General features: G+C 38.6%; 8 protein-coding genes. 4 read left to right on the top strand and 4 right to left on the bottom strand.

The annotated features are described in order from the left end of the window. Window positions 1–148: 148 nt before the first annotated feature. On the top strand, window positions 149–1333 hold the full coding sequence (locus DES39_RS03590; protein WP_170143330.1) for an MFS transporter: 1185 nt from the start codon (window positions 149–151) through the stop codon (window positions 1331–1333). A gap of 102 nt (window positions 1334–1435) precedes the next feature. On the opposite strand, the gene mdoH is transcribed toward DES39_RS03590, so the two are convergent. The 4 genes from mdoH to DES39_RS03570 form a co-directional block, all read right to left on the bottom strand. Then, window positions 1436–3682 (bottom strand): glucans biosynthesis glucosyltransferase MdoH, encoded by a 2247-nt coding sequence (mdoH, locus tag DES39_RS03585; RefSeq protein WP_170143329.1) that lies wholly within the window; start codon window positions 3680–3682, stop codon window positions 1436–1438. A 31-nt stretch (window positions 3683–3713) separates the two neighbouring features. Beyond that, window positions 3714–5300 carry a glucan biosynthesis protein G gene (locus DES39_RS03580; RefSeq protein WP_121144377.1) on the bottom strand — a complete coding sequence of 529 codons (1587 nt, stop codon included), beginning with the start codon at window positions 5298–5300 and terminating at the stop codon, window positions 3714–3716. A gap of 191 nt (window positions 5301–5491) precedes the next feature. After that, window positions 5492–6586 (bottom strand): ribonuclease D, encoded by a 1095-nt coding sequence (rnd, locus tag DES39_RS03575; RefSeq protein ID WP_121144376.1) that lies wholly within the window; start codon window positions 6584–6586, stop codon window positions 5492–5494. A 50-nt stretch (window positions 6587–6636) separates the two neighbouring features. After that, the gene (locus tag DES39_RS03570) at window positions 6637–7812 is read right to left on the bottom strand and encodes a metallophosphoesterase (RefSeq protein ID WP_121144375.1); all 1176 of its coding nucleotides are present in this window, start codon (window positions 7810–7812) and stop codon (window positions 6637–6639) included. 74 nt (window positions 7813–7886) lie between these two features. On the opposite strand from DES39_RS03570, the gene cmoA reads away from it, so the two are divergent. From cmoA to DES39_RS03555, 3 genes are all read left to right on the top strand, one after another. Continuing rightward, window positions 7887–8621 carry a carboxy-S-adenosyl-L-methionine synthase CmoA gene (cmoA, locus tag DES39_RS03565; protein WP_121144777.1) on the top strand — a complete coding sequence of 245 codons (735 nt, stop codon included), beginning with the start codon at window positions 7887–7889 and terminating at the stop codon, window positions 8619–8621. A 42-nt stretch (window positions 8622–8663) separates the two neighbouring features. Further along, window positions 8664–9632 (top strand): tRNA 5-methoxyuridine(34)/uridine 5-oxyacetic acid(34) synthase CmoB, encoded by a 969-nt coding sequence (cmoB, locus tag DES39_RS03560; protein ID WP_121144374.1) that lies wholly within the window; start codon window positions 8664–8666, stop codon window positions 9630–9632. Window positions 9633–9854: 222 nt separating this feature from the next. Beyond that, window positions 9855–15836 carry an alpha-2-macroglobulin family protein gene (locus DES39_RS03555; RefSeq protein ID WP_170143328.1) on the top strand — a complete coding sequence of 1994 codons (5982 nt, stop codon included), beginning with the start codon at window positions 9855–9857 and terminating at the stop codon, window positions 15834–15836. The last annotated feature ends 18 nt before the right edge of the window (window positions 15837–15854 follow it).

The raw sequence follows: 15854 nt of genomic DNA, 5'->3' as shown, positions 1-15854 counted from the left end.
AATAATGACATGGATAACAATCATTCAACATGGGAATAATTGATTAATTTTTAACAATATTTTTGCTATCATAACAGCTTGCTAACAGACAATTAATCCCCTTTTCTTTATGATTTACTCATTCATGATTAAATGTTATGCATCAACAATGAAACAATTAAACAACAATATTGCCAGCTATGTGCTCTATACTTTCGTTTTAATGATGACGATGGGATTACCCATGTTTATGTTTTATTCTATCGGAGTCCTTAGCCCTACGCTCATCCGAGAGTTCGCAATTGATAAAAGTCTGATTGGTGTGCTGACCATTGGTACTTTTACGCTTGCTGCATTACTCTCTTTGTGGGCAGGCAATATTGTGGCATATTTAGGTGCTAAAAAAACACTTACGATGGTTTTTGGGTGTGTATTGGTCTCATTTTCATTACTAATTGTATTTCGAAGTTTTTTTGGCATGATGCTAGCCCTATTATTTTCAGGTGTAGCCCAATCACTCACCAACCCACTCACTAATCTGATGATTGCACAGCGTGTTGATACTCGTTTTAAATCAATGATTATTGGGATAAAACAATCCGGTATTCAATGTTATGCATTGTTAGCAGGTCTACTCATTCCATATATGATGACTAAATATGATTGGCAATTTATCTTTATACTGCAGCTTCCCGTGATTGCGATATTAATGGTTATCGCCCCAAGGGTTGCACTCCCAAATGACCATCCATCCTCACTAAAACTTAAATTAATTAAACCCCATAAACTCTTAACTCTATTGATACTTACACAATTTTGTGTAGGGATGGTTGTGTCATCTTATGTGACTTATATCGGTTTATTTGCCATTGAACAACATTTACCTGAACACACCATTGGCCTATTAATTAGCTTATTTGGTTTGATGGGGATGATTTCAAGAATAACGATAACGACCCTCGGTGAAAAAATTAACAATGAAACTTTATTGCTGCCCATATTAATTAGTATGGCCATTGTGGTTTTAATCATCTTGATGTTTACAACCCACAACAGGCACTGGCCACTTTGGTTTAGTGCGTTTGGGATTGGTTCAAGCATTGTGGTGTGTAATGCCATTGCCATGAGTATTTTGCTAAAAGATCAGCGTTTTGGTCAAGCTATTAACTCGTCTGCTTTACTTTCCAGTGGTTTTTTTGCGGGATTTGCTATCGGCCCACCAGTATTTGGATGGATTCAAACGGCACATTGGGGATTTTATGGCGCTTGGTTTGCGCTGATTATAATGTTAGTGATTGCGTTATTGATGAGTCTTGTTTTATATCACACAAACAGCGAGTCAACTGGGCAATAATATTTATGTGATATTGTCGCATACACGGAGCATCAATAGGCCAATCTTATTTACTTGGCCTAAATAAATGCTGTATGTCATTAAGCAAAAGCTGTTATTTAATTATTTAAGCGATAACTTAGCAAATATTTCAGGATCGGCCATCAACTTTAATTTTCTGTCATCGGCCAAATTAGCTAATGAATCACCATGATAACGTTCAATACACTGTTCACGATAGGCTTTCTGCTTTTCATTATTTAAATGACGGTGAGTTGATAATAATATGACTAATGCATTAATCTCGGGTTTCGTTAATGCGGCAGAAAATCCATCTTCAATCATGTTCATTTGAGTTTTAGCTAAATTGAGATCAGTATCAATAATCGCTTGATTTGGATGCGTTTCCTCTTTAGTTAAGAATAATTTTGCCTTTTTCATCACCATACCAATCGATGTTAAACTTGAGTATTTAACCACGAGTGGCGAAATAATTAACGGCACTAATATAGCAATAAACCAGGTTGTAAACTGAGGATTTAATGTCAGAACAATATATAACCAAACAGCGCCAATTAATGTTAGCGGCCAGCAAAAATACACCGCTTCACGCCATGTTAGCGCATCATCATTACGCGCAGGTGAACGCCACTGTATTTTGCTGCCTAACAGCGCTTTTATCACAAATTTACTGTGAAAAATCATCCGAATGGGGGCTAAAATCATTGAAAATAAAACTTCAAGGATAATGGAAAATGCAAAGGGAATAACACCACCAACAGATTTAGGTCCCGTTTTAATGAGTACAATGATGAAACTCACTAATTTAGGGGCTAATAATAATGTAAATGTTGCACCAAGTAATTTAATGGCTAAAACTTCGTCCCAACGAGGCCAAACTGGGTAGAGCTGATTGGAATGTAAAAAATATTGCGGTTCATAAGTATTAAAGATTAAGAGTAGTAAGGTTGAAAATACTAAAAACAATAGCCATAGTAAAGAGGATAAATATGCCATCGCACTAGTTGCAAACATGACGCGATGGATAAAACGGATGCCTGGCTTAAATAGCACGTTGAGATTAATCAAATTACCCATACACCAGCGGTTATCTCGTTTGAGATCTTCGATAATATTGGCCGGAACCTCTTCATAACTCCCGCTCAAATCATAAGCAATCATCACTTGCCAACCCGCTCGCCCCATCAGCGATGCTTCAACTAAATCATGAGACATAATATGAATCGCTTGTTTGCCTTTGGTAAAAGGGGTTAAAATACAGTGCTTCATAAACGGTTTTAAACGAATTATTGCATTATGTCCCCAGTACTGTGCTTCTTTCAATTGCCAATAATGCACCCCACTACAAAAAATATCACTGTAAGTTTGGTTTGCAAATTGCTGAATTCGGCCATATAAAGTGCGCATACGAATTGTTTTAGGCGGTGATTGAATAATTCCTGCATTTGGCGTTAATTCCATCATGGCAATTAAATCGATAATACATTTACCCGTCATCACACTATCCGCATCAAGAATGATCATATATTCATATTGATTACCAAAACGACGGCAAAAATCATCAATATTACCACTTTTACGTTTTACTCTTCTCTCTCGGTGACGATAAAAGACGGAATTGGGCTGGTTAATATCGTCAACCAGATCAGCCCAAGCTTTTAACTCATTGGCATAAATATCTGCCGAATTAGTATCGCTTAATACATAAAAATCACATAAATCAAGTTGTCCTGTTTGATTGAGCGATTGCCAAGTTGCTTTTAATCCAGCAAAAACCCGCGCCACATCTTCATTACAAATGGGCATAACTAAAGCGGTACGATGTGATTTATTAATCGACTTTTCCGGTTCTTTAGGCATTTTAAGCGTATACTTATCGCCCCGACAAATCGTCACCCATATTCCCATTATTGCCGTCCAAAAACCGATCGATATCCAAGCAAATAAGATGGCAAACAAAGTAATGATAACGGCTTGTAATAGGTAAGGTGTAATATTACCGATCGCCAGCGAGGGATTAATCTGCCAATCGTTAATAAAGTTTACCTCGGCCCAACCTTGATAAGGTAATAATGAACTCAAATAACTCGATCCAATCAACGTTTGGCCGATGATAAGTAGCAGTAATAAGAATCGACGTATAAACACCATTAATTCGAATGGTAATTTACGTGTTATTTGCCGATTCGCTTTGTCCCAATAATGAGGTCGAATTGCTTGACGTTTCATCTTAGGCATTGATTCAATTTGTTTACGCGGCGCGTTAAACGAAGTGCAATGTAATAAATTTTGCCACTTTTGATTAATAGTTTGCACAAACTCATTATCTGAAGTTGGTGTGTTTTGCATGGTCTGCCTCTTATTACTGTTACTTATCATTTTATTGTGCTGGATATTGTGCATTCCACGTTTCAGTCAGTTGCTGGTTTTTGCCATCATCAGTCACAAGACTGACATAAATCTCGGTTGGCTTATTTGCACTCTTAACTTTAAATTGTAAAATAAGTCGCCAACCTTTATATACTGGGTTATAAACTAATCGGCTGCTAACAAGCTCACCATTTTCGCTAATATTGATTGCCGGTTTGATCGATTGGTTTGCCGGAAGCTTAGCTAGGTTTTTACCAACAAAATCAATCACATAGGAATATGAACCATCGAGTTTACGAACTAAATTAACTTGTTTTTCATCGCCGAGTGAATAGAGTGTCTCTTTTACCCTTGCAACACCATTTGGGTAACGATTTTGTTCATTAAGCGTATAGGTAATTTTATATTTGACTGCCAACTCATCCCCAGCTTGATACTGTTTTTCAGGCACCCAAAAACTAACAATATTGTCATTGGTTTCATCAGCGGTAGGTATCTCGATTAACTCAACATGCCCTTTACCCCAATTATTTTCTGGCTCAATCCAAGCACTTGGACGTTTTTCATAATGGTCATCTAAATCCTGATAATTATCAAAACTCTTATCACGCTGAATTAAACCAAATCCCTTAGGGTTGTCCATTGTAAATAACGAAAAGGACAATTTTTCCGGATTATTAAGCGGGCGCCAAATCCATTTGTCATCAGCAGTCAAGATGGATAAACCATTAGAATCATGTAATTCTGGTCGATAGTTTGTAATATCAGAGGGTTGATTTTTGCCAAACAAAAACATACTCGTTAATGGTGCAATCCCCAATTTTTCGACTTTTTTGCGAAAGAATATTTTAGCCTCAACATCAACAACCATATCAACATTTGGCTGTAAAGTAATTTTGTAAGCGCCAGTGACACTTGGTGAATCAAGTAATGCATAAATCACCAGTTGCTTTTGCTTCAATTTTGGCTTTTCGATCCAAAATTCCGTAAAGTGAGGGAATTCTTCGCCGGTCATTAGCCCCGTATCGATAGCCAGTCCCCTTGCCGATAAACCATAGGTTTGATTTTTACCAATCGCTCTAAAATAGCTAGCTCCTAGAGCAGAAAATATTTCATCATCCATTTTTTGGGGATTATTGATTGGAAACTGCACTTTAAACCCCGCAAAACCGAGTTGACTCGCTTTTGCTTCGGCTTGGCCGATTGCACTCGTATCAAAATAATCACTGCTATAGCGAATCTCTTTTACCTTATCATTGATAATTTCATTAATTTTTACTGGCTTATCAAAATACATACCTTGATGATAAAATTCTAATCGAAAAGGTAGCTTCTCTTGTTTCCAATAAGTTTTATCATGGTTAAAATTGATTTTTTGATAATCCATAAATGATAATTTTTTTAATGCATCGGGTAAATCACTTTGGGGCTCACTATACCCCTTTTCACTTAATGCTTTAGCTTTATCTACCACATTTTGCAAAGAAAAAGCCTGCGTTTGCCCACTGATAATTAGCAAACATAAGGTTATTGATACGGTTTTTAAGATTTTTTTCGTCAACAAATTGATGAATTTGTTAATGGTTGGTGCTGTCATATATACATAACCCTTGTCGTTTATTACTATTGCCATTGCCCTTGTGAGGCAATATTAAATATATTCTTTGAATCATTATCAAAATTAAGCTTAAGCAAGTCAATCATTGCCAATAGCATTTAATCATTCTTGGTTAAAATTTTATATTATGTCTATACTGATTTAGATGACAGATCTTATCGTGCTATTTATTAAAGATTAAGATAAGGTTTAAAGAGTTCGCCGCGCCAGCCAGAAATTAATTCAGGTAAGGCTTGCGTGTTATCAAGTTCCCCATGTATCCATTTGACCAATTGCTCAATATGCCGTCTAGCAACTAGCAGCTCAGAACTCAACTCAGTTTCAAGAGCAATTTGGCTTGCGGCTTCTTTGATCTTGCTGGCCCATTGCTTATAATCGGGATAGCTGATCATCCGTTTTATCGGCTCAATTTTATCCGCTGGCGAAGCAAGCATTGCTAATAGATTCTCACCAAACAAACGAACTTCTCTGCCTTTTAGCCCTAATGAGGCCAACTCAGCCAACGATGTCGGTTGATAACGCGCCAATTTCCATAAGACCTCTTCATGCACCACAAAATTGAGCGCAATATCATGCGCTTTGGCATAACTAAAACGCCAGCTAGCTAATTTTTGCAAATACCCCAACTGTTCACTACGCAGCTGCCAGGCATTTTTTATATTCAAGTACGCTTTATCGGATGGTACCATTTCACAGCGTCGTTTAACCGCATTATGACACTCTTCATAAGCCGCACTCAACCAACCTTTATTGGCTAACTGTGCTTTAAGCATGTCCATTAACGGAAACAGATAAAATACATCATTAGCCGCATATTGGCACTGTTTATCTGACAACGGTCTATGCAACCAATCAGTTCGAGTTTCACTTTTATCTAATTCAACATTTAAATACTTTTGCACTAACGTTGCATAACCACTACTTAATGGGTTATCTAAAAACGCGGCCAAGATTTGACTGTCTAATATCGGTAATGGCACCGCATTAAATTGATGCAAAAAAACTTCAACATCCTCGCTACACGCGTGAAAATATTTCTCAACATTTGCCTGCATTAATATCGAAATTAATGCTTGCCAATCCGTAATATTAATCGGATCAATGAGCGCTACATTATTACCATCAAATAACTGCAGTAAGCCTAGTTGAGGGTAAAAAGTTCGAGTACGCACAAACTCACTATCTAAAGTCACACGCGTTATGTTTTGCATCCGTATACAATACTGATTTAGTTGTTCATTCGTTGTAATTAATTGGTAAGTCACAATAAATAATTTCCAATATTCAATCTCATTAAAAAATTAACGGGCTGAGTTTAAGGTTTCATCTCAGACGAGTTAAAATGAATGTCAGTTACCACAATTTCAGCCCGAGTCATTAAGCGAATTGGTGGTCCCCATAATCCATAACCACTTGTTACAAAGCTGGTAAAATAACGGCCGTTATGACCTAACTGATAAATTCCCCAAGCATTTTTATACAGCATATTCACGAGCAAATTGATCGGGAAAATTTGCCCGGCATGCGTATGACCCGAAAACATCACATCAATCCCTAACTGACTTGGCTCATTGAGATTTTGTGGCTGATGATCGAGCAAAATAATAGGATGATTAGCATCACTTGGTTCGATTAAAGATGATAGCTCGGCTCGGTTCTTATTAAATTTTTTTAACGCATAATCATCACGACCAATAATCGTAATGCCGGTTCGATCATCATAAAACCGCTGATCAAGTAATACCGTCATATTACTGGCTTCAAAGGCGGCAACAACATCTTGCAAACTATTATTGGCTTCTCGCTCAATACCATAGTGTTCATGATTACCGAAAATAATAAATGTCCCGTAAGTGGCATGCAGCTGGGCAAAAATTTCGGCTAGATGTTTATCTACGTAAGGCTTAAGACGAAGATCTAACGTATCGCCAGTAATTACAATATAATCCGGCTTTAATTGATTGACGCTATTGACCATCGTTTGGATAAAATGTGGCGAAGTCGTTTCACTAATATGGATATCTGATAACTGTACAATTTTGACATTATCAACTTTAGCGGGTTTATCGATATCAATTTGATAGGTCACAATGCGAGGAGCACTGGCCAGATATAGCCCAATAATAAATAATCCAACCGCTAGAATTATATATAAAATTTGTAACCGATAACCCGGATTACCCTGCTTTTTGATGATCACACGTAAAATAAAACGGATGATATCAATCACAATGATGCTATAAAAAAAGCATAACGTCAGCGAAAAAATCAGGTTACCTAATAATGGCAAATAGAACTCAGAAATACCGCTAAGTATTCGACTAAGAATAAATGATAGCGCACCGAATATGACAATTAACCAAAACAGCTTCTTAGCGGTTGTATTAAAATACCCTTGTTGGTGGCAGTTAAACAGGCTGATCGTTCTAAACCCCAAATAAAAGGCGATAATTAAGCTAGCGCTGCTTGCAACAATTAGAAACCAACCCATAAAAATTTACATATAAAAAATGATAAAGTGGTATGATAGCAGAAATCGTGTTAAAGATATGTATTAATGTAATGATGGAAGATAAAAAAGATGCGCTTTTTTCAGCGCCAATAGAACGCTTAGGTGATTGGACTTTTGATGATAAGGTCGCTGAAGTTTTTCCAGATATGATAAAGCGCTCCGTGCCCGGTTATTCAAACATTATTTCAATGATCGGTATGCTAGCCAAGCGATTTGTCAAAGCTAACTCCAATATTTATGATTTAGGCTGCTCATTAGGCGCCGCAACCTTGACAATTCGGCGTAATATCGACCAAGAAAACTGCCGGATTTATGCTATTGATAATTCGAGCGCAATGGTTGAACGCTGCCAAAAACACATTAATGCTTACAAAGCTAGCACCCCGGTCGATGTGATCTGCGCAGATATAAATGATTTAACCATGCAAAATGCCTCAATGATTGTGTTAAACTTTACCTTACAGTTTCTAACGCCAGAGAATAGACAATTAATCTTAAATAAAATCTACCAAGCGCTTAATCCAAACGGCATTCTAGTCCTATCTGAAAAATTTAGCTTTGAAGACAGTACCATCAATGAGCTATTATTCGATATGCACTATGATTTTAAACGAGCCAATGGCTATAGTGAACTGGAAATTAGCCAAAAACGCAGTATGTTAGAAAATGTCATGATAACCGATTCAATCGATACCCATAAGCTAAGATTAAAACACGCTGGATTTGAACACATTAACACCTGGTTTCAGTGTTTTAATTTTGGTTCAATTATTGCCATCAAAAAATAGTGACATTAACCTATTCGTAACAAAGAGACAAAAGAGAATCACATGATTAATTTCGGTAATTTTTATCAAATTATTGCAAAAAATGAATTAGCTAGTTGGCTTGAAACCTTGCCAGCACAATTATCGGCATGGCAAAAACAAAATATTGATAGCCGTTTCAATCATTGGACAAATAGTATTGATCATTTGCCGAATATCAAACCTGATGTACTTGATTTACTCCATAGCGTCACAGCCAAAAACCATACGCCGCTCTCGGAAGGTGAAAGTAAACGCATAACGCATTTATTAATGTCACTGTCTCCTTGGCGTAAAGGTCCTTTCTCCCTTTATGATATTGCGCTTGATGCCGAATGGCGCTCTGACTGGAAATGGCAACGACTTATCCCACATATTCGTAGTTTAGAGGGGAAAACCGTATTAGATGTGGGTTGCAATAGCGGTTATCACTTGTGGCGCATGATTGGCGCGGGTGCTAAATTAGCCGTAGGTATTGATCCCATGCCGCTCTTTTTATGTCAGTTTGAAGCGATCCGAAAACTGCTCGGTAATGATCAACGGGCCCATTTTATTCCAGTTGGCATCGAAGATATGCCTAAACTTAATGCATTTGATACGGTATTTTCAATGGGTGTGTTGTACCATCGGCGCTCACCATTAGATCACCTATTTCAACTGAAAGACCAGCTTAGTGCAAATGGACAACTGATCTTAGAAACACTGGTGATTGATGGCGATGAACATCAAGCATTGATGCCCGGTGAACGTTATGCGCAAATGCGCAACGTCTATTTTATCCCGTCGATTCCAACCATGGTCAATTGGCTAGCAAAATGTGGCTTTAAAGATATCAAAGTGGTTGATATCTCGTATACTAGCGTTGATGAGCAGCGTAAGACCGACTGGATGACTTCTGACTCGTTAGTCGATTTTCTTGATCCAAGCGATCACCGTAAAACCATTGAAGGTTACCCAGCGCCGATGCGAGCCGTATTTATTGCCAATAAATAGTCTTATCGATTAAGTAAATTTACAGTATAATGCTTAAAAAACTAACAATATCTGGTAATATTGTTTAAGAAACGCGATTAAAGTTCGTATGGATTGGTGAGACGGATAACCGATTTTACATGACTTTAGTTGTACACAGCGGCTTATCAATTTCACACCCGCTTCACTTTCTTATCGTAATATTGACCGACTAATTGCTATATAACAATAATGATGAGGATTATGATGGGGTTTCTACGCTTATTACTACGCCTACCGTTTTACGTACTTTATATCGTTTGGGAAGCATGTTTATATTTCATGTTATTTCTACTGGTATTGTTGCGTTCAATTTTATGGTGCCTAAGTCCCATTATCGGTAATGTTAACTGGTCAATCCCCAAATGGTATCCTAAAACCAAACAAACTTATCATATCGTTATTGCTAAACTAAAACAGCGCAGCATACTGATTGGCAGTGCAATACTGATTGCAATAATTGCGTACTTCTCGGCCAATTATGCTTATCACTGGTACTTAAATCGCCCGAAACCGATTGAGCCAGCCGCTATTGAAGTCAACACCTATTATGCCAATTTTTATAAACCAACCAATAGTCATTCGACGCTCGATATTCGTTTTAATGGCAACAGCCGCTCACCTGCACCCCTGCAATTAATGAATAAAGCAATTAGTGACGGCGTCACAATTAGTCCAAGCATTGACGGTGTTTGGCAATGGAATAGCGATAAATCCATTCAATTTAAACCAACGAATAATTGGCCTTTAGGCACCGAATACACGGTTAAATTAGATGCCAATAAGCTGTTTGCTGAGCATAATTTACTCAGTAATGACTCAGCGTCATTCTCATTCACATCACAAGATTTTAGTTATGCCATTAGTGATGAAGAACTACACCAAGATCCGCTCAATGCGAACAATAAAATGGCTATTTTCACGGTCAATTTTTCACACCCGATCAATCCCAATGTGTTTGAAAATAAAATCTCACTCGCGTTATATGAAAAAAATAAGGATAAATTTATCAAACAGTATCGTTATACGGTAACGTATAATGACAAACAGACGATCGCGTATATTAAAAGCGACCAAATTGATTTGCCAAATCAAGATAGTTATCTCTTATTATCGATCGAAAAAGGTGTCACCTCAGCAGTGGGCGGCACGCCATCTGATTCATTAAAACGCAGTTCGCTTGTCATACCGAGTAAATTTAATCTGAACGTAGATAACGTTGATCTCTCGCTGGTTGAAGTCAATAATCAAGAGATGCGACAAGTCTTGACGATTGCATTTAATTACAACGTGAATGCCACCGATGTCAGCAAATTGATTAATGTGTGGCAGCTACCGATTAATAACAAAAAAGCCTATAGCGAACGTTATTATGATGATTTAGATCGCAGCTATAAAACCAAAATCCTAGTTGATAAAGCCGATCTAGCCAAAGCAACACGCTTAACGCTGAAAAAGATTGATACGGAACAAAATTATCAAAATCAAATCAGCTTTGAGCTCAAAGCGGATCAAAATAGTCAGATTTATCTGACACTCGATCAGCCTTTAATTTCGGATGGTGGCTATTACTTAACCCAGCAGTACGTTGATGTGAAAGCCGTACCAACCTACCCAGCTATCATGGATTTTGCTGCACAAGGCTCACTATTATCATTAAGCGGCGATAAAAAAATTCCAATTGTATCGCGCAATATGTCTAAACTAAAACTCGAAATTGAACGAGTGATTCCGTCACAATTACAGCACTTAGTCGCATTTAATGAAAATGATTTCCAATGGATGGATTTTGGCGCGCTAAGCAGTGATAATTTTGTTGAAAAATACAGCGTGACCAAAGCAATACCCGGTAGCGGCGATGCAATCAAATATAGCGATATCGATATTAGTCAATATTTGAAAAAAGATGTTAATGGTGATCAAATTCGTGGGGTCTTTTTAGTCCGTTTATATGGTAATCATAAACAAAACAAGAAAGAGTCATTCGATTACTTTACTTCTCGCTTTATTATTGTAACGGATATTGGCATTATTAATAAAAAATCGTTAGACCAGTCACAAGATATCTTTGTCCAATCTATTCAAAGTGGCGAGCCAATCAAAGATGCTAAAGTCTCGGTTTTAGGCGTCAATGGTATTGAAATCACCTCACAACAAACAGATGAAACCGGCCATGCCCACTTTGCACCACTATCTGACTATTACCAAGGTATTAAGCCGTTATTATTTGTGGTTGAAAAAGGACAAGATCTCTCCTTTTTACCGATTTCAAGCTATGACCGTCAATTGAATTTTTCACGCTTTGATGTCGGTGGTATTTATGAAACGGTGGATGGTGGTGAATTGCGCACGCACCTGTTTTCTGATCGCGGAGTTTATCGCCCTGGCGAGAAATTCCATATTGGGATGATTGTGCGAGCACAAGACTGGTCTAAATCACTCAATGGCATCAGACTGGAAGCTGATATTTACGATGCTAAATCTAATCGGGTGAAGACCGAACCGATTGTCTTAGATCAATATGGTTTTGTTGAACTCTCATACCAAACTGAATATAGCTCACCAACTGGTGAGTGGTACGTGAACTTGTACCTTAAAAATCCACGCGAAGATTACCGCACGCTGTTAGGATCAACCTCAGTGGTTATTCGGGAGTTTGAACCGGATAAAACAGCGGTAACATTAAAGCTGCTACCGGAGATTAGCGAAGGTTGGGTTCATCCTGACGCCCTATCGGCAAAAGTCGAAGCCAAAAACTTGTTTGGCACTGCCGCGCAAAATCGCACCGTTAAGAGCAAACTGTACTTAACGCCTTCTGTACCTTATTTTAAAAAGTATAATGATTACGCGTTTTATCAAAACATTACCCGTTACCAAAATAACTTTGATATTGCGGTTGAAGACACCACCACCGATGATAATGGCGTTGCCAACTTAACATTGCCAATTACCAGCTTTGAAGGTAATTATACCGCCAAAGTGTTAACTGAAGTGTTTGAACCCGATAGTGGTCGCAGTGTTGCGGCAACCGCATCAGTGTTTGTTTCGCCAAATGACTACTTAATTGGCGCTAAAGCTGATGGCCGCTTAGACTATATTAATAAAGGTTCAACTCGCATACTGAATTTTATCGCTGTCGATGCAAAACTTACACCAATCGATTTGCCGGATTTGACGTTAGTGAAAATGGAACAAAAATATTTATCAGTATTAGTCAAACAACCATCTGGCGTTTACAAATACGAATCTAAACGTAAAGATATTGTGGTATCCGAAACGCCATTTAGTATCGATAACGCATCAAGTAATTACGTCATTAATCAAGATGAACCGGGTAACTATTTATTAAAAATCAAAAATAAAAACGGCTATGTGGTTTATCAAACCACCTACTCGGTTGCCGGTACCGCAAATGTGACACGTGACCTTGATCGCAATGCTGAACTGGAACTCAAGATTAATGATAATCAGTATAAAGCCGGTGATAATATTGAAGTGTCGATTACTGCGCCTTATGTTGGTAGCGGCATTATTACCATTGAGCGCGATAAAGTTTATGCCTGGAAATGGTTTAAAACCACCACCACCAGTTCAGTACAAACAATCACGGTGCCAGAAGGAATTGATGGCAACGCTTATATCAATGTGCAATTTATCCGCGATCCAAGCTCTGATGAAATCTTTATGAGCCCGCTCAGTTATGCGGTGGTACCATTTAAAATTTCCAATGATAAGTTTGATGATCACATTAAATTAACCGCGCCAGAAAAACTCAAACCAGGGCAAATCCTACCAATTACGATTCAAACCACAAGCCCACAACGAGTGGTCATATTTGCCATTGATGAAGGTATTTTACAAGTTTCGGGCTATAAATTAAAAAATCCACTGAATGAATTTTTGCGTAAAAAAGCCTTATCGGTCAGAACCGCGCAAATCTTAGATTTAATTTTGCCTGAATACAATCGTCTGCTGAGTTTATCTGCACCGGGCGGTGATAGCGCGGACGAGGCACTTAATTCGCTGTCAGCCCATTTGAACCCATTCAAACGTAAAGTGGATGAACCGGTTGCCTACTGGTCTGGCATCATGGATGTTGATGGAACGAAAACCGTTGATTACACTGTGCCAGATTACTTCAATGGTAAAATTCGTATTATGGCCATCTCGGTCGGTAAACAGACCATGGGTCACGCGCAAACCACCAGTACGGTTCGTAATGATTTTGTCTTATCGCCAAACATCCCGTATTTTGTTGCGCCAAATGATGAATTTGAAATCAGCTTAAGTGTCGCCAACAATTTAGAAGACATGACAGATCAAGCTGTTCCAATTACGGTTACCTTAACAGCCACGCCACAATTAGCGATATTAGACGAAGCAACTAAGGTCATTAATCTTAGTCCAATGAAAGAAGGTACGCTTAACTTCAAGCTCCGTGCTACCGATAATTTAGGCAGCGGAGATTTGCGATTTACCGCCACTTACCAAAATAAAGTCGTTGAACGCAAAGTCAGTACATCAGTTCGCCCTGCTGCTCAATATCGCCTTAAAACGACCATGGGCAGAATGGATGGAAGCACACAAACAATCTCAGCAATGAGAGACATGTACGCCCCATTTAGTGAACGAACAGCCTCAGCCGCTTACTCACCTTTTGTGTTAAGCAAAGGCTTAGCAACCTATCTGGCTAACTACCCACATTATTGTTCAGAGCAAATTGTTAGTCGGGCGATGCCACTACTTATTAGCAGCAAATATCCGCAGCTACAATTAGTCAAAGATAATAATATTACGCTTGAAGCACTGTTCCAAACGCTACAAGCAAGGCAAAATAATGAAGGGGCCATTGGTTTATGGTATTCAACTTATAACGTGGATCCATTTATCACCTTATATGCCACTAACTTTATGTTAGAAGCGCAAGATGCCGGTCAAGCAATACCGACCAACATGCTGAAAAATGCCAATAACTACATTAAGCAAATTGCCGCCTCTACGCGCACCGATCAATATGGTCTGCGTTTACGTGCTTATGCAATTTATTTACTAAGCCGACAAAACCAAGTCACGACCAGTTATTTAGCCTCAATTATGGCCGATCTTAATGATAGCCGTAGTAAATGGTGGCAAACCGATGTCACCGCGCTGTATTTAGCCGCGTCTTATCAGATGCTAAAAATGGATAAAGAAGCCAATAAACTGTTTAAACCGGTTTGGAATTCGCTCTCAACGGCCTATGATAACGCGTGGTGGAATCATAATTACTATGATCCATTAGTGATGGATGCGAGTAAAATCTATTTAATCACCAAACATTTTGCCGATAAAGCGAGTGCAATCCCGCCACAAGCGCTGGAAAATATGGTGTTGATGTTACAGCAAGAGCGCTATACAACCCAATCTTCAGCCATGACCATGCTCGCACTTGATAGCTATTCAACGAGCCTTGATACCGCTAAGTTAACGGCTGATGATTTAACCATTACCGCTCAATTGAACACTCCGCAGCAAGGCAAGCAACAACTGATTGCCAAATTGAATGGCTTACTGGCAAAAGGTGAATTTGCAGCCGAGACACGCAGCATCACCTTTAATAATCTCGCTAACTTACCAGCATGGTACCAAGTATCAGAACAAGGGTTTGATAAAACTGCGCAGCAACAACCGATAACTAAAGGACTGGAAATATACCGAGAATTTACCAATGATAAAGGTCAAGTGGTCAATCAAGTGATGTTAGGCGATAAAGTCAATGTCACCCTTCATGTGCGCACGTTATCAAAAGAAGGTGCGACCAATATTGCGATTGTTGACTTATTACCGGGCGGCTTTGAAGTGGTTCAACAACCGCTAAATAGCCCAGAAAACCATAATGCAAAAGATAGTGACGATTATAATGGCGAAGCGTACTATGAGGACGAAGAGAGTGGAGAGAGTTGGATATCGCCAATTGCGGTCGGTGATTACACCTGGTACCCCGAGTATACCGATGTCCGCGAAGATCGCGTGATTATTTATGGCTCAACCGCAAACGACACAACACAAACATTTATTTATCAAATAAAAGCGACTAACGTGGGCGAATATACCGTGCCATCAGCTTTTGGTGAAGCAATGTATGATCGTGATATTCAGGCTGTTTCAAAAGGTGGCGATAAGATTACCGTCATTGCAAGAAACTAGCTTAGTGTGAATGCCAAA

Origin of the sequence: Orbus hercynius, assembly GCF_003634275.1 — a bacterium.
Taxonomy (GTDB): Bacteria; Pseudomonadota; Gammaproteobacteria; order Enterobacterales; family Orbaceae; genus Orbus; species Orbus hercynius.
Note: the sequence above shows the minus strand (reverse complement) of the source record. Positions and strands in the feature narration are given on the sequence as shown.

Coding starts and splice junctions, on each gene's coding strand:
- DES39_RS03590 (WP_170143330.1), top strand. CDS start 149: ATGAAACAATTAAACAACAATATTGCCAGCTATGTGCTCTATACTTTC.
- mdoH (WP_170143329.1), bottom strand. CDS start 3,682: ATGCAAAACACACCAACTTCAGATAATGAGTTTGTGCAAACTATTAAT.
- DES39_RS03580 (WP_121144377.1), bottom strand. CDS start 5,300: ATGACAGCACCAACCATTAACAAATTCATCAATTTGTTGACGAAAAAA.
- DES39_RS03570 (WP_121144375.1), bottom strand. CDS start 7,812: ATGGGTTGGTTTCTAATTGTTGCAAGCAGCGCTAGCTTAATTATCGCC.
- cmoA (WP_121144777.1), top strand. CDS start 7,887: ATGGAAGATAAAAAAGATGCGCTTTTTTCAGCGCCAATAGAACGCTTA.
- cmoB (WP_121144374.1), top strand. CDS start 8,664: ATGATTAATTTCGGTAATTTTTATCAAATTATTGCAAAAAATGAATTA.
- DES39_RS03555 (WP_170143328.1), top strand. CDS start 9,855: ATGATGGGGTTTCTACGCTTATTACTACGCCTACCGTTTTACGTACTT.